Raw genomic sequence first — 14,343 nt, forward strand, 5'->3', positions numbered from 1 at the left:
CTTGGCACGTTTGACCCTGGCTATCGATGCCATGGGCGGGGACTTCGGTCCCTGCGTGACGGTGCCTGCAGCATTGCAGGCACTGGCCTCTCATTCGGAAATTATCCTTCTTCTTGTCGGAGATCCCGACATTCTCACGCCATTGCTTGCCAAAGCGGATTCCTCCTTGCTGGAGCGACTGCAGGTTGTGCCTGCCGAATCAGTTATTGCAAGTGATGCGCGACCCGCACAAGCCATCCGTAACAGCCGCGGCAGTTCTATGCGAGTGGCGTTAGAGTTGGTTAAAGAAGGGCGGGCTCAGGCCTGCGTCAGCAGCGGCAACACGGGCGCGCTGATGGGGCTGGCGACATTATTACTGAAGCCGCTGGACGGGATTAAACGTCCGGCGCTTATGACCGTTTTACCCCATCAGCAGAAGGGAAAAACGGTCATTTTAGATTTAGGTGCCAATGTCGACTCAGACAGTGCGATGCTGGTGCAGTTTGCGGTAATGGGCTCAGTGATGGCGGAAGAAGTGTTGGGGATTGCGAATCCCCGTGTGGCACTTCTCAATATTGGTCATGAAGAGCATAAAGGGCTTGAAAGCATCCGCGATGCGGCGTTAAGTCTCAAGGCATTGCCGCAGATTAACTACATTGGTTACCTTGAAGGTAATGATTTACTGACTGGCAAAACGGATGTGCTGGTCTGTGATGGTTTCGCAGGAAACATCACTCTGAAGACAATGGAAGGCGTAGTAAGAATGTTTCTTTCTCTGTTCAAGTCATCAGAGGAAGGTAAGAAGCGGTCGTGGTGGCTGACGTTGCTGGGGCGCTGGATGAAAAAGCGTTTGGTCAGGCGCTTCGGGCATCTCAACCCCGACCAGTATAATGGCGCTTGTCTGTTAGGATTACGCGGGACAGTGATAAAGAGCCATGGTGCAGCAAATCAACATGCTTTTGCCGTGGCGATCAATCAGGCCGAGCAGACGGTGAGGCGGCAGGTGCCTGAACGCATTGCCGCCCGTCTGGACGCTGTATTAGCCAGGAGTGACAAAGCCTAGATGTTTACCAAAATTATCGGTACGGGCAGTTATTTGCCCAGCCAGATCCGCACCAATGCCGATCTGGAAAAAATGGTGGAGACTTCGGACGAGTGGATTGTTACCCGTACCGGCATTCGTGAGCGCCGTATTGCTGCGCCGGATGAGACTGTCGCAAGTATGGGACATCAGGCTGCACAACGTGCACTGGAAATGGCAGGCGTTGACGCCAATGATATCGGTCTGATCATCGTTGCGACCACCTCGTCCAGTCACGCCTTTCCAAGCTCTGCCTGCCTGATTCAGCAGATGCTTGACATCAAAGACTGTGCGGCGTTTGACCTCGCAGCAGCCTGTGCCGGCTTTACCTATGCGTTAAGCGTGGCCGATCAATATATTAAAAACGGTGCCGTTAAACATGCGTTAGTCATCGGTGCCGATGTCCTCGCGCGTACGCTCAATCCAGACGATCGTGGGACGATCATCCTGTTTGGTGATGGTGCCGGCGCTGTTGTGCTGGGCCAGAGCGAAGAGCAGGGGATCATTTCAACCCACCTGCACGCTGACGGTCGCTATGCGAAACTGTTGACGCTGCCGTATCAGGATCGCGAAAATCAGGATCAGCCCGCTTATTTGACAATGGCAGGCAATGAAGTCTTCAAAGTGGCGGTCACCGAGTTAGCCCACATTGTGGACGAAACCTTGCAGGCAAATAACATTGCGCGTGAAGAGCTGGACTGGCTGGTGCCGCATCAGGCTAACCTGCGTATTATCAGCGCCACGGCGAAAAAACTGGGTATGACCATGGAGAAAGTGGTCGTGACGCTGGATCGCCATGGAAATACCTCTGCCGCATCCGTGCCAAGTGCGCTGGATGAGGCGGTGCGCGATGGCCGCATCAAACCCGGACAACTTATTTTGCTGGAAGCCTTTGGTGGTGGATTCACCTGGGGTTCTGCGCTGGTTCGCTTTTGATTGACAGGAATTGAAAATGACGCAATTTGCTTTTGTTTTCCCAGGTCAGGGTTCACAGACTGTGGGCATGTTAGCGGATCTGGCCGCTGCTTATCCGGCGGTTGAAGCGACGTTTCGTGAAGCTTCTGATGTTCTCGGTTACGATCTTTGGCAGTTAGTCAGCCAGGGGCCGGCTGAAGAGCTGAATAAAACCTGGCAGACGCAGCCTGCTTTGCTGGCTGCCTCGGTAGCCATCTATCGTGTCTGGCAGCAGCAGGGCGGTCAACTACCCGTCCTGATGGCAGGTCACAGCCTGGGAGAATACTCCGCGCTGGTCTGCGCAGGTGTGCTGAATTTTGCGGACGCGATCAAGCTGGTTGAACTGCGCGGTAAGCTGATGCAGGAAGCCGTGCCTGAGGGCACGGGTGCGATGCAGGCAATTATCGGCCTTGATGACGCTGCGATTGCTAAAGCCTGTGAAGAAAGTGCGCAGGGCCAAGTGGTTTCGCCGGTTAACTTCAACTCGCCAGGCCAGGTGGTTATCGCCGGCAATAAAGAGGCGGTTGAACGTGCGGGTGCAGCCTGCAAAGCGGCAGGCGCAAAACGTGCGCTACCGCTGCCGGTAAGCGTCCCTTCACACTGCGCGCTGATGAAACCGGCTGCCGATAAGCTGGCATTAACACTGGAAAACATCACGTTTAATGCGCCAGCTGTGCCGGTCATTAACAACGTGGATGTCAAAGCCGAAACGGACGCCGACGCGATTCGACATGCGCTGATTCGTCAGCTTTACAGCCCGGTCCGCTGGACCGAGAGCGTTGAGGCTATGGCCGCGCAGGGCGTCACGCAACTTATTGAAATGGGACCGGGTAAAGTCCTTACCGGTCTGACAAAACGCATTGTAGACGGCCTGTCCGCAGCAGCGGTGAACGATACTGCGTCATTGACTGCGGCGCTTGCACAGGAATAAGAGGAAAATCATGAGCTTTGAAGGTAAAGTAGCGCTGGTAACTGGCGCAAGCCGCGGCATCGGCCGTGCGATTGCAGAAACCCTGGCCGCACGCGGTGCGAAAGTGGTAGGTACTGCAACCAGCCAAAGTGGCGCCGATGCTATCAGTGATTACCTTGGCGATAAAGGACAAGGTCTGCTGTTAAACGTGACGGATGCCGCTTCTGTAAACAGCGTTTTAGAGAAAATTCGCGCTGAATTTGGCGAAGTGGACATTTTAGTCAATAATGCAGGCATTACGCGTGATAATCTACTGATGCGTATGAAGGACGATGAGTGGCAGGATATCCTGGATACCAACCTCACATCGGTTTTCCGTCTTTCGAAGGCGGTGATGCGTGCCATGATGAAAAAGCGCATGGGTCGTATCATCACCATCGGTTCTGTTGTTGGAACCATGGGCAATGCGGGTCAGGCAAACTACGCTGCAGCAAAAGCAGGTTTGATTGGCTTTAGCAAATCACTGGCGCGCGAAATCGCGTCACGTGGCATTACCGTCAACGTCGTGGCTCCGGGCTTCATAGAGACTGACATGACGCGGGCACTGAACGAAGATCAACGTTCCGGTATTCTGGCGGAGGTCCCAGCGGGTCGTTTAGGCGAAGCGCAGGAAATTGCTAATGCCGTTGCATTCTTAGCCTCTGACGAAGCAGCCTACATCACGGGTGAGACGCTGCACGTCAATGGCGGCATGTATATGGTCTGATAATCACGAAATCATTTGCATTATTTGCGGATAAAACCGCACAATAGCGTAAAATCGTGGTTCGACCAGCCGGGATTTTGTTGCATCTTTTTCAACATTTTATACACTACGAAAACCATCGCGAAAGCGAGTTTTGATAGGAAATTAAATAGTATGAGCGATATCGAACAACGCGTTAAGAAAATCATCAGTGAGCAGCTGGGTGTGAAAGAGGAAGAAGTGACCAACTCTGCATCTTTCGTAGAAGACCTGGGTGCCGATTCTCTTGATACCGTTGAGCTGGTAATGGCTCTGGAAGAAGAGTTTGATACTGAAATTCCAGACGAAGAAGCTGAGAAAATCACTACCGTTCAGGCAGCGATCGACTATATCAATAGCCATAAAGGCTAATGAATATCTTCAGGCGGTCATATGACCGCCTGAGTTTTATGTTTGCCCCACAATAGTCATTTTTATCCCTCCCTGGAGGACGAACGTGTCTAAGCGTCGTGTAGTTGTGACTGGTCTTGGCATGTTGTCTCCTGTCGGCAATACCGTAGAGTCTACCTGGAGTGCTCTCCTTGCCGGTCAGAGCGGCATTAACCTGATCGACCATTTTGATACCAGCGCCTATGCAACACGTTTTGCAGGTCTGGTAAGAGATTTTAATTGCGATGACTTTATCTCTCGTAAAGATCAACGCAAGATGGATGACTTCATTCAGTACGGCATCGTGGCAGGCATTCAGGCCATGCAGGACAGCGGTCTGGTTGTGACCGACGAAAATGCAGGCCGGGTTGGCGCAGCAATTGGTTCGGGCATCGGGGGCTTGGGTCTTATTGAAGACAACCATACCTCTCTGGTGAACGGTGGCCCGCGTAAAATTAGCCCATTCTTTGTGCCTTCCACAATCGTCAATATGGTGGCGGGGCATCTCACCATCATGTATGGCCTGAAAGGCCCCAGCATCTCCATTGCGACCGCCTGTACATCTGGCGTGCACAATATCGGTCATGCTGCACGTATCATCGCCTATAACGATGCCGACGTGATGCTGGCGGGCGGTGCGGAAAAAGCCAGTACGCCACTTGGCGTTGGCGGATTCGGCGCGGCACGTGCGCTGTCGACGCGTAACGAAAATCCCCAGGCGGCAAGCCGTCCATGGGATAAAGACCGTGATGGATTTGTACTGGGCGACGGCGCTGGCATTATCGTACTGGAAGAGTATGAGCATGCTAAGAAACGTGGCGCAAAAATCTATGCGGAAATTGTGGGCTTTGGGATGAGCAGCGATGCTTATCACATGACCTCACCGCCGGAAGACGGTTCAGGTGCAGCCGCTGCGATGATCAACGCGCTGCGTGATGCGCAGATGACGCCAGATAAGATTGGTTACGTCAATGCACACGGTACCTCAACCCCAGCCGGCGATAAAGCGGAAGCCCAGGCGGTGAAATCCGTTTTTGGTGCAGCAGCCAGTACGGTAATGGTCAGCTCCACCAAATCCATGACCGGCCATCTGTTGGGTGCGGCGGGCGCGGTTGAGTCGATCTATTCGATTCTGGCCCTGCGCGACCAGGCGATTCCACCGACGCTGAACCTGGATAATCCTGATGAAGGTTGCGATCTTGATTTCGTTCCGCACACCGCTCGTCAGGTTTCGGGGCTGGAATACACGCTGTGTAACTCCTTCGGCTTCGGCGGTACCAACGGCTCGCTGATTTTCCGTAAAATCTGAACATTCCGTTTATGATTGCTGTAAAGGCCCGCAATGCGGGCCTTTTTTCTATCCAGCGGCGCGAAGAAACCGATAAAATCATGGCCATCGTCGAGCAACGTTCTGATACCGGAGAAACGGCAATGTGGATAAACGGCACTGAGCAATCCCAGCTGGCGGCCACCGATCGTGCCGTACAGTTTGGCGATGGCTGCTTTACGACCGCCGCGATCGGCAACGGCAAAATCCTGCTGTTTGACAGGCACATGCAGCGATTGCAGCAAAGCTGTGAACGGCTGTGGCTGAATGGCGTTGACTGGCCCGCGCTGGCGCAGGAGATGCAACACGCGGCCAGCGGACATGACAGGGCAGTGCTTAAAGTCATCATCAGCGCGGGCAGCGGCGGGCGGGGCTACAGCCGCAGCGGTTGTAGCGGCCCCACACGAATCGTTTCGGTATCCCCCTGGCCTGCGCATTATGCGGCGCTACAGCAAACCGGCGTCAGGCTGGCCGTGAGCCCGGTCCGCCTGGCGCGCCAGCCTCAGTTTGCCGGCCTTAAGCACCTGAACCGGCTGGAACAGGTGATGATTCGTGCCCACCTTGAGCAGACCGACGCCGATGAGGCGCTGGTGCTTGACACTGACGGTTGGGTGGTGGAATGCTGTGCGGCCAATTTATTCTGGCGAAGCGGCGGCACGGTTTTTACCCCGGCGCTGGATCAGGCGGGCGTTGACGGCATTATGCGGCGCAGTCTGATAGCGGAAATGCGCGCCGCAGGTCAGATTTGTCAGGTGGTTCAGGCGGGACTGGCGCAACTCCAGGCAGCCGATGAGATTGTGGTATGCAACGCGCTGATGCCCGTATTACCCGTTCGACAACTTGATGCGCTGTCGTTTGAACAGCGCACCCTGTTTAACCAGCTACAGGCGAGCTGTAGAAAGATAATGGAAGCATCATGAGCCGAATCAAAAAAATAGGGGTGAGCGTTGTGGTCATCCTGCTCATCGCGGCAGCCGTGAGTTACTGGCAGGTTAAACAACTTGCAGCAACCCGGTTGACCCTTTCCCAGGAAACTATCTACACGCTGCCGGCAGGAACCGGTCGCGTTGCACTGGAAGCGCAGTTGGAAAGTCAAAAGATTATCCCTCACAGCATCTGGTTTGGCGCATTGCTTAAACTGGAGCCTGAGCTGGCCAAATTCAAAGCCGGAACCTATCGCCTTGAACCGACAATGACGGTCCGCAGTTTGCTGGAATTGCTCGCCAGCGGCAAAGAGGCGCAATTCCCGCTGCGGTTTGTGGAAGGACAACGCCTGCAAGAGTGGCTTAGCGAATTACGTAAAGCGCCCTACGTGAAACATACGCTGCCGGATGACAGCTATGCGACCGTCGCCAGCACGCTGAAGCTGGACGAAAAGGCGCTGGAAGGCAGTTTCTTTCCGGATACTTATCTGTATACCGCAAACACCACCGACGTCGCCTTGCTGGAACGCGCGCATCAGCGGATGAAAAAGACCATCGATGAAGTCTGGCAGGGCAGGATGGATAACCTGCCCTATAAAGATCCGCAGGAAATGGTCACGATGGCGTCGATCATCGAAAAAGAAACCGGTGTGAGTGAAGAGCGGGCTAAAGTGGCTTCCGTGTTTATTAATCGCCTGCGCGTGGGGATGCGTCTGCAAACCGATCCTACCGTGATCTACGGCATGGGTAACGCCTATACTGGCACGCTGACGCGTAAAGATCTGGAAACGCCGTCGCCGTATAATACCTATATCATCAGCGGCCTGCCGCCGGGGCCAATTGCGATGCCGAGCAAAGCCTCACTGATTGCGGCCGCGCATCCGGAAAAAACCAACTATCTCTACTTCGTGGCGGATGGCAAAGGTGGACATACCTTCACCACCAATCTAGCCAGCCACAACAAGGCCGTGCAGGCTTACCGGCTGGTGTTAAAGGAAAAAAATGGACAGTAAGTTTATTGTTATTGAAGGCCTGGAAGGCGCAGGGAAAACCACGGCGCGCGATGCGGTCGTTGCAACACTGCGGGCCAGTGGAATCGACGATATTGTCTTTACCCGCGAACCCGGCGGCACACCGCTGGCTGAGCAGCTCCGCGTGCTGGTCAAGCAGGGCATTGAGGGCGAGCAGATAACCGATAAAGCGGAACTGTTAATGCTGTATGCCGCGCGCGTCCAACTGGTGGAAACGGTGATCAAGCCTGCGCTGGCGCGGGGGGCCTGGGTGATAGGCGATCGTCACGATCTCTCCTCCCAGGCATATCAGGGCGGCGGTCGCGGGCTGGATGCCGAACTGATGCGCACCTTACGGGATACGGTACTGGGCGACTTTCGTCCTGACCTGACGCTGTACCTCGATGTTACGCCTGAAACCGGGTTACAGCGTGCCCGCGCCCGCGGAGAATTAGACCGCATTGAGCAGGAGTCGCTGCGCTTTTTTGAACGCACGCGTGAGCGCTATCTGGCGCTGGCAGCCGCCGATGACAGTATCCTGACGATAGATGCCACTCAGCCGCTTGAGCAGGTTACAAGCGCGCTGCACGCCACCCTGACGGCCTGGCTGGCGGAACAGCGCGCATGAACTGGTATCCCTGGCTCAATCAACCTTACCGCCAGGTGATTGGTCAGCATCAGGATGGCCGTGCCCATCATGCGTTGTTGATCACCTCTCTTGACGGCATGGGCGATGATGCGCTGGTGTGGGGGATCAGCCGCTGGCTGATGTGCCTGCAACGCGACGGATTAAAAAGCTGTGGTCACTGCCATGGCTGCCAGCTGATGCAGGCAAATACGCACCCTGACTGGTACCGGCTTGAAGCCGAAAAAGGCAAAACGACGCTGGGCATTGATGCCGTGCGTCAGGTTACGGAAAAAATGTATCACTATGCGCAGCAGGGCGGTGCCAAGGTAGTCTGGCTGCCAGATGCGGCTCAGCTCAGCGAGGCGGCGGCTAACGCCTTACTGAAAACGCTGGAAGAGCCGCCAGCCAACAGTTGGTTCTTTTTAAGCTGTCGCGAGCCCTCCCGCCTGCTGGCAACGCTGCGTAGTCGCTGCATGGTGCTGACGTTACCTCCACCAGATGAAAATCACAGTCTGGCCTGGCTAAGAAAGCAGGGGCAACATGATGAGGCCCCGCTACTGGCCGCGCTGCGGCTCAGTGCAGGTGCGCCCGGTGCGGCGCTGACGCTGTTGGATGATGGCCTGTGGCAAGCCCGGCAAAAACTGTGCGATTCCCTGCCGGGTGCGTTGCAACAGGACATTCTGCAACTCCTGCCCGTGCTGAACGCAGATAACAGCGCGGCACGGATTGGCTGGCTGTTATCATTCATACTGGATGCGATGAAATGGCAGCAGGGCGCAACCCAGTGGCTGACTAACGTCGATCGTCAGGACGTGGTCGCCATGCTGGCGCAGCACTTCTCGCAAACGGCGCTCAATAACAGCGCTCAAGACTGGATGCGCTGCCGTGAATCGTTATTACAGGTTGCGGCAGTGAATCGTGAACTCCTCCTGACTGACAGATTACTGAGTTGGGCAGATAACCTGAAGCCCAGGTTACCCGGCTAAATGACTGAGAAAAATATGTTTATTGTTGATTCCCATTGCCATCTTGATGGCCTGGATTATGAGAAAAATCATCACGATCTTGATGATGTGATTGCCAAAGCGGCAGCGCGCGACGTCCGGTTCATGCTGGCTATCGCCACGACCTTACCCGGCTTTAGTACGCTGAAAGCGCTGGTGGGCGATCGTGAAAATATTGCGCTCTCCTGTGGCGTGCATCCGCTGAATCAGGAGGCGCCGTATGATGTTGAGTTATTCCGCCGCCTGGCCGCCGATCCTCAGGTGATCGCGTTGGGCGAGACCGGGCTGGATTACTACTATCAGCAGGAAACCAAAGCTCAGCAGCAGGACTCTTTTCGTGAACATATCCGTAGCGGAATTACGCTGAATAAGCCGATTATCGTGCATACGCGTGATGCACGTGAAGACACGCTGGCCATTCTCAAGGAAGAGCAGGTTGAACGCTGTGGCGGCGTACTGCACTGCTTTACAGAAGATCAGGCGACGGCAGCAAAACTGCTGGATATGGGGTTCTATATCTCATTCTCGGGCATCGTCACCTTCCGCAATGCAGAGCAGATTCGTGACGCGGCGCGCTACGTCCCGCTGGATCGCATTCTGGTCGAAACCGACTCCCCTTATCTGGCGCCTGTTCCTTACCGGGGCAAAGAGAACCAGCCTGCTTACACGCGTGACGTTGCCGATTATCTTGCGGTGCTGAAAGGCGTAGATATTGAGACGCTGGCCGCCGCCACCACAAAAAACTTTTCTACGCTGTTTCATGTGCCGATGAGCCGTCTTGGTGCCTGATTCAGAGTTATTTCAGACGTTGTAATAAATACGAGATTATGTTCGTTGACCCTGTTGTGATTCGACAGGGTCAACTTTTATTGGCTGAAAAATCAGCAAAAAAACCGCCGTTGTGGCCGGCTGCTGGCGTGTGATTGACGAAACGTGATAGCCGTCAAAGTAACGAAGGGTAATTTATTTTACCCTTCGTAATAAATCAAAAAGGCGGATAACGCCAACCGGTAAAGAACCTCCCTCTTTACCACGCGCACTGCGCGAAAAACGCACTCATACTCAGGAGTTTCACGCTATGTTCAAAAATGCTTTTGCCAACTTACAAAAGGTTGGTAAATCGCTCATGCTGCCGGTATCGGTTCTTCCGATTGCCGGTATTTTATTAGGTGTTGGTTCAGCGAACTTTAGCTGGTTACCTGCGGTGGTATCGCATGTAATGGCGGAAGCGGGTGGATCGGTCTTTGCCAATATGCCGCTGATTTTTGCCATTGGCGTGGCACTCGGCTTTACCAATAACGACGGTGTTTCCGCACTGGCAGCGGTCGTGGCTTACGGCATCATGGTGAAAACCATGGCGGTGGTCGCTCCTTTAGTCCTGCATCTGCCGGCAGCGGAAATTGAGGCAAAACACCTTGCCGATACCGGGGTGCTGGGCGGTATTATTGCCGGCTCCATCGCCGCGTATATGTTTAACCGCTTCTATCGCATTAAGCTGCCCGAATATCTGGGCTTCTTTGCCGGTAAACGCTTTGTGCCGATTATTTCGGGTCTGGCGGCTATCGCGATGGGGCTGGTGCTGTCGTTTATCTGGCCACCGGTCGGTTCAGCGATTCAGGACTTCTCTCAGTGGGCGGCCTACCAAAACCCGGTGGTGGCGTTTGGTATCTACGGCGTCGTTGAACGTGCGCTGGTGCCATTTGGTCTGCACCACATCTGGAACGTTCCTTTCCAGATGCAGATTGGTGAGTACACCAATGCAGCAGGTCAGGTATTCCACGGCGATATCCCTCGCTACATGGCGGGTGACCCAACCGCAGGTAAACTTTCTGGCGGCTTCCTGTTCAAAATGTATGGCCTGCCTGCCGCGGCGATTGCCATCTGGCATTCGGCAAAACCTGAAAACCGTGCCAAAGTGGGCGGTATCATGATCTCTGCGGCGTTGACCTCGTTCCTGACCGGTATCACCGAGCCGATCGAGTTCTCGTTCATGTTTGTTGCGCCAATCCTGTATGTCATCCATGCCATTCTGGCCGGTCTGGCTTTCCCAATCTGTATCCTGCTGGGCATGCGTGACGGCACCAGTTTCTCCCATGGCCTGATCGACTTTATCGTCCTGAGTGGTAACAGCAGCAAAATCTGGTTGTTCCCGATTATCGGTATGATCTACGCCGCGGTTTACTACACCGTTTTCCGCGTCCTGATCGTGAAGCTGGATCTGAAAACCCCTGGCCGTGAAGACAGCGCAAGCGAACAGTCTTCTTCCGCGACCGGCGGTGAAATGGCGGGCAAACTGGTGTCTGCATTTGGTGGCAAAGAAAACATCACTAACCTTGATGCCTGTATCACGCGTCTGCGCGTCAGCGTGGCCGATGTAAGCAAAGTGGATCAAACTGAACTGAAAAACCTGGGCGCACGTGGCGTCGTGGTGGCCGGTTCAGGCGTTCAGGCGATTTTCGGCACCAAATCCGATAACCTGAAAACAGATATGGATGACTACATCCGTAACAAGTCATAAGGTCTGATGCCGTTCTGGCACGGCGAAAACAGCGTTGAGTCTCGGCTCAACGCTTTTTTTTTTGCCCGAAGTTAAGGCTGACAGGGCATCGCGCTTTAGCCTGTCAGTTTGCTTCGCGAGTCAAAAATTTTGAGGTGGTCTGCAACAGTCGATCGGATAACCGTTGCAACTGTGCCGTTGCGGTCGCCGTTTCTTCTACCAGCGCTGCATTCTGCTGCGTGTCGGTATCCATTTGCGCCACGGCAATACCGATCTGTTTCACACCGGTGCTTTGCTCATGACTTCCCGTGCTGATCTCAGCCACCAGGTCGTTGACGCGATGAATCTCTTTAATGACCGCCTTCATGGTTTCGCCTGCCACGCTGACATTGGTCACGCCGGTTTCGACACGTGAATGACTTTCTGTAATCAGCGTTTTAATTTCCTGGGCTGCCACGGCGCTGCGCTGCGCCAGGTTTCTGACTTCGCCCGCGACCACAGCAAACCCCCGACCTTCATCCCCGGCACGTGCCGCTTCCACCGCCGCGTTAAGCGCCAGAATATTGGTTTGAAAAGCAATGCTGTCAATGACGCTGATGATTTCGCCGATTTTGCTACTGCTGTCCTGAATGGCGCGCATCGTCTGCTCAACGTCAGACACTGACTGACCGCCGCTGGCTACCTTCTGAAAGGCGTTGCTGACCACGTCGTTCGCGATCCTGGCGTTGTCTGCATTGCTTTGTACGGCTGAGGACAGCTGCTCCATCGAAGCACTGGTTTCTTCCAGCGCTGAAGCCTGTGATTCCGTTCGTTGTGACAGATCGCGGGTACCCTGGGCGATTTCCATCGAGGATTTGGCTACCTGTTCCGCCGCTTCCTGGACCTCACTGATCAGGTCGCGGATGTGCTGGCGCATCACGGATAACTGGTAAATCAGGCTGGAGGTATCCCCGGCTTTAATGGCGTTGTGCTCATAAAGATGACCGTCGGCGATCAGGCCCGCCACTCTGACGGCAACGTCAGGCTCGGCACCCAGCTGCTTCATAACGGAAAAAAATATCAGCGTGCCCAGTGCGCAGCCGGCGATAAAGGTCAGGCTAATTAACAGAATCAACATCAAGGAGGTTCGGTCAATATGGGAAACGTTGTCGTCAATGATCTGGCTGACGGACGCATTGTAGATCTTTACGGCTTCTAACAGGGGATCCCGGACCGCGACATGTAAACGATCTGTCGTCGTTGCGATTTCCTTTAGCGCTCCTGCCACATTGTTTTCGTTGGCAAGGGCGTAGACGCGTTGCATGGACGCCAGGTAGTCAGGCCAGGCCTGCAACACTTTCTGCGTGATAGCAACCAGCGCCGGATCCTGAGATTGCTTAAGAAAATCAATCGCATTTTGCACAGCTTGCTGAGACTTCTGGTTAAATTTAGAGGTGGTTTGGCGTGATTCAACGGGCGTAGCGGAGCTAACCGGAAAGACGTAAGCATAGGAACGGCGAAAATGCGTGGCCATCTCCCGGGCGGCAACGTTCATTATCTGCACAGGCTCCAGCCGGGAAGCGTAGAGCTGCTGTTCTGACGCAGCCAGCGACCGAAGTGAGTGAAGAGAGATCACAGCGATAACAACCATGGCGAGAAGGAAAAAAGCGATGAGAAAAATCAGGCGATGTGACAATTTGACACGTTGTAAAATGCTCATATTCAACATCCTGTTTAATCGTTGATTTAATCGTTTTCTTGACTGTCAGGCGTCGCGCATCACAGAAAGCAGGTTAACCCGACACGCTGTTGATAGTTTCGGCAGGTAGCATTGGTGGTTTATTGATCAATTGTTGCAACTTTTGTCCAGGTGTCTCCTGTAGAAACAAATGGAGCGGGGGTTCCCGTCGGACAGCCCTGCAAGCGCGTGTGTCAGGTCTGGCCGCAGGCAACATAAAGGGGGCGACGAGTGCAGAGGGGGCAGAGACAGGAAAGGCGGTTTTTCGCATACGGGCGCTGTTAAATGCGTCAAACGCCGCCGGTCATAACAAGAAAAAGTCGCCTGAGGTTGAAAGAAAACGAATTTCTCCCTCATACTGAGGTATTACCTCAGGCTCAAGGAATTGCTTTATGGCTGAAGAAACTATTTTCAGTAAAATTCTCCGTCGGGAGATCCCCGCCGACGTGGTGTATCAGGACGAACTGGTAACGGCTTTTCGCGATATTTCACCCCAGGCGCCAACGCATATTTTGATAATCCCCAATATCCTGATCCCAACCGCCAATGACGTCGAGGCGGCGCACGAGCAGGCGCTGGGTCGGATGTTCACCGCCGCCGCAAAGATTGCGCGGGAAGAAGGCATTGACGAAGACGGCTATCGCCTGATTGTTAACTGCAATAAACATGGCGGTCAGGAAGTTTATCATATCCATATGCATCTGGTGGGCGGCAAGCCGCTTGGCCCGATGCTGTCACACTGATCCCTGAAGGGAACCTTGCTATGCGTTCATGGTTGATATGTCTGCCCGTGGCGTTGCTGAGCCTTACTGGTTGCAGCAGCGACAAACCGATGATTAATACATCGCAGTCACTGGTCATGGAGTCGTCTGTCCTCTCGGCGGGTATTATTACCGACGAGCCAACGCTGGATGACCATGACGGCCAGAAACGTGCCAGCAGCATACTTTACAATCAGCGTGAAACGCCGGTGGTTGTGCACTATCGTTACTACTGGTACGACGACAAAGGGCTTGAAATAACGCCGCGTGAACCGGCTCAGGTTGTCACGGTTCCCCCCAACGGAAGCGTCGCTGCGGTGTCGCAACTGGGTAATCTGACGGCCAGCAAGGTTCGTCTCTATATCTATCTCTGAGGAC

General features: G+C 54.3%; 15 protein-coding genes. 14 read left to right on the forward strand and 1 reads right to left on the reverse strand.

Features of this window, described 5'->3' with window-relative positions:
* The first annotated feature begins 1 nt into the window (after position 1).
* The 12 genes from plsX (at position 2) to ptsG (ending at position 11,508) form a co-directional block, all read left to right on the forward strand.
* Positions 2-1,042 carry a phosphate acyltransferase PlsX gene (gene plsX / locus NYE92_RS22800; protein ID WP_013025363.1) on the forward strand — a complete coding sequence of 347 codons (1,041 nt, stop codon included), beginning with the start codon at positions 2-4 and terminating at the stop codon, positions 1,040-1,042.
* Positions 1,043-1,996, forward strand: a complete 954-nt coding sequence (locus NYE92_RS22805; RefSeq protein WP_013025364.1) for a beta-ketoacyl-ACP synthase III — start codon at positions 1,043-1,045, stop codon at positions 1,994-1,996. It abuts the gene before it with no gap.
* Positions 1,997-2,012: 16 nt separating this feature from the next.
* Entirely contained in the window at positions 2,013-2,945 is a 933-nt protein-coding gene (gene fabD, locus NYE92_RS22810; protein ID WP_259019477.1) for an ACP S-malonyltransferase, read from the forward strand.
* Positions 2,946-2,955: 10 nt separating this feature from the next.
* Positions 2,956-3,690 (forward strand): 3-oxoacyl-ACP reductase FabG, encoded by a 735-nt coding sequence (gene fabG / locus NYE92_RS22815; protein WP_014593428.1) that lies wholly within the window; start codon positions 2,956-2,958, stop codon positions 3,688-3,690.
* 153 nt (positions 3,691-3,843) lie between these two features.
* The gene (acpP, locus tag NYE92_RS22820) at positions 3,844-4,080 is read left to right on the forward strand and encodes an acyl carrier protein (protein ID WP_003849865.1); all 237 of its coding nucleotides are present in this window, start codon (positions 3,844-3,846) and stop codon (positions 4,078-4,080) included.
* An 85-nt stretch (positions 4,081-4,165) separates the two neighbouring features.
* Entirely contained in the window at positions 4,166-5,407 is a 1,242-nt protein-coding gene (fabF, locus tag NYE92_RS22825; protein ID WP_013025368.1) for a beta-ketoacyl-ACP synthase II, read from the forward strand.
* 122 nt (positions 5,408-5,529) lie between these two features.
* Positions 5,530-6,345 carry an aminodeoxychorismate lyase gene (gene pabC, locus NYE92_RS22830; protein ID WP_175547104.1) on the forward strand — a complete coding sequence of 272 codons (816 nt, stop codon included), beginning with the start codon at positions 5,530-5,532 and terminating at the stop codon, positions 6,343-6,345.
* On the forward strand, positions 6,342-7,361 hold the full coding sequence (gene yceG / locus NYE92_RS22835; protein WP_028715010.1) for a cell division protein YceG: 1,020 nt from the start codon (positions 6,342-6,344) through the stop codon (positions 7,359-7,361). Before pabC ends, yceG begins: the two co-directional genes overlap by 4 nt.
* A complete protein-coding gene (gene tmk, locus NYE92_RS22840) occupies positions 7,351-7,986 on the forward strand; it encodes a dTMP kinase (protein WP_105079219.1) in 636 nt (211 codons plus the stop codon). The genes yceG and tmk overlap by 11 nt, the downstream gene beginning before the upstream one ends.
* The gene (gene holB / locus NYE92_RS22845) at positions 7,983-8,972 is read left to right on the forward strand and encodes a DNA polymerase III subunit delta' (RefSeq protein ID WP_013025372.1); all 990 of its coding nucleotides are present in this window, start codon (positions 7,983-7,985) and stop codon (positions 8,970-8,972) included. Before tmk ends, holB begins: the two co-directional genes overlap by 4 nt.
* Before the next feature lie 15 nt (positions 8,973-8,987).
* Complete coding sequence (locus NYE92_RS22850) at positions 8,988-9,779, forward strand: metal-dependent hydrolase (RefSeq protein WP_041457971.1); 792 nt, start codon at positions 8,988-8,990, stop codon at positions 9,777-9,779.
* Between the two features lie 289 nt (positions 9,780-10,068).
* Positions 10,069-11,508 carry a PTS glucose transporter subunit IIBC gene (gene ptsG / locus NYE92_RS22855; RefSeq protein ID WP_013025374.1) on the forward strand — a complete coding sequence of 480 codons (1,440 nt, stop codon included), beginning with the start codon at positions 10,069-10,071 and terminating at the stop codon, positions 11,506-11,508.
* A 103-nt stretch (positions 11,509-11,611) separates the two neighbouring features.
* On the opposite strand, the gene NYE92_RS22860 is transcribed toward ptsG, so the two are convergent.
* Positions 11,612-13,186, reverse strand: a complete 1,575-nt coding sequence (locus NYE92_RS22860) for a methyl-accepting chemotaxis protein (RefSeq protein WP_041457565.1) — start codon at positions 13,184-13,186, stop codon at positions 11,612-11,614.
* Positions 13,187-13,596: 410 nt separating this feature from the next.
* Here NYE92_RS22860 and hinT point away from each other — a divergent pair, with 410 nt between their 5' ends.
* Positions 13,597-13,947 carry a purine nucleoside phosphoramidase gene (hinT, locus tag NYE92_RS22865; RefSeq protein WP_013025376.1) on the forward strand — a complete coding sequence of 117 codons (351 nt, stop codon included), beginning with the start codon at positions 13,597-13,599 and terminating at the stop codon, positions 13,945-13,947.
* Between the two features lie 20 nt (positions 13,948-13,967).
* On the forward strand, positions 13,968-14,339 hold the full coding sequence (locus NYE92_RS22870) for a YcfL family protein (RefSeq protein WP_013025377.1): 372 nt from the start codon (positions 13,968-13,970) through the stop codon (positions 14,337-14,339).
* Positions 14,340-14,343: the final 4 nt, after the last annotated feature.

Source organism: Pantoea sp. B566 (assembly GCF_024793925.1).
Lineage (GTDB): Bacteria > Pseudomonadota > Gammaproteobacteria > Enterobacterales > Enterobacteriaceae > Pantoea > Pantoea ananatis.

Excerpts from the sequence above, each read along its gene's own strand:
- holB (WP_013025372.1), top strand. The coding sequence starts at position 7,983 with ATGAACTGGTATCCCTGGCTCAATCAACCTTACCGCCAGGTGATTGGT.
- NYE92_RS22805 (WP_013025364.1), top strand. The coding sequence starts at position 1,043 with ATGTTTACCAAAATTATCGGTACGGGCAGTTATTTGCCCAGCCAGATC.
- acpP (WP_003849865.1), top strand. The coding sequence starts at position 3,844 with ATGAGCGATATCGAACAACGCGTTAAGAAAATCATCAGTGAGCAGCTG.
- fabG (WP_014593428.1), top strand. The coding sequence starts at position 2,956 with ATGAGCTTTGAAGGTAAAGTAGCGCTGGTAACTGGCGCAAGCCGCGGC.
- pabC (WP_175547104.1), top strand. The coding sequence starts at position 5,530 with ATGTGGATAAACGGCACTGAGCAATCCCAGCTGGCGGCCACCGATCGT.
- NYE92_RS22850 (WP_041457971.1), top strand. The coding sequence starts at position 8,988 with ATGTTTATTGTTGATTCCCATTGCCATCTTGATGGCCTGGATTATGAG.
- yceG (WP_028715010.1), top strand. The coding sequence starts at position 6,342 with ATGAGCCGAATCAAAAAAATAGGGGTGAGCGTTGTGGTCATCCTGCTC.
- NYE92_RS22860 (WP_041457565.1), bottom strand. The coding sequence starts at position 13,186 with ATGAGCATTTTACAACGTGTCAAATTGTCACATCGCCTGATTTTTCTC.
- fabD (WP_259019477.1), top strand. The coding sequence starts at position 2,013 with ATGACGCAATTTGCTTTTGTTTTCCCAGGTCAGGGTTCACAGACTGTG.
- tmk (WP_105079219.1), top strand. The coding sequence starts at position 7,351 with ATGGACAGTAAGTTTATTGTTATTGAAGGCCTGGAAGGCGCAGGGAAA.
- NYE92_RS22870 (WP_013025377.1), top strand. The coding sequence starts at position 13,968 with ATGCGTTCATGGTTGATATGTCTGCCCGTGGCGTTGCTGAGCCTTACT.
- ptsG (WP_013025374.1), top strand. The coding sequence starts at position 10,069 with ATGTTCAAAAATGCTTTTGCCAACTTACAAAAGGTTGGTAAATCGCTC.
- hinT (WP_013025376.1), top strand. The coding sequence starts at position 13,597 with ATGGCTGAAGAAACTATTTTCAGTAAAATTCTCCGTCGGGAGATCCCC.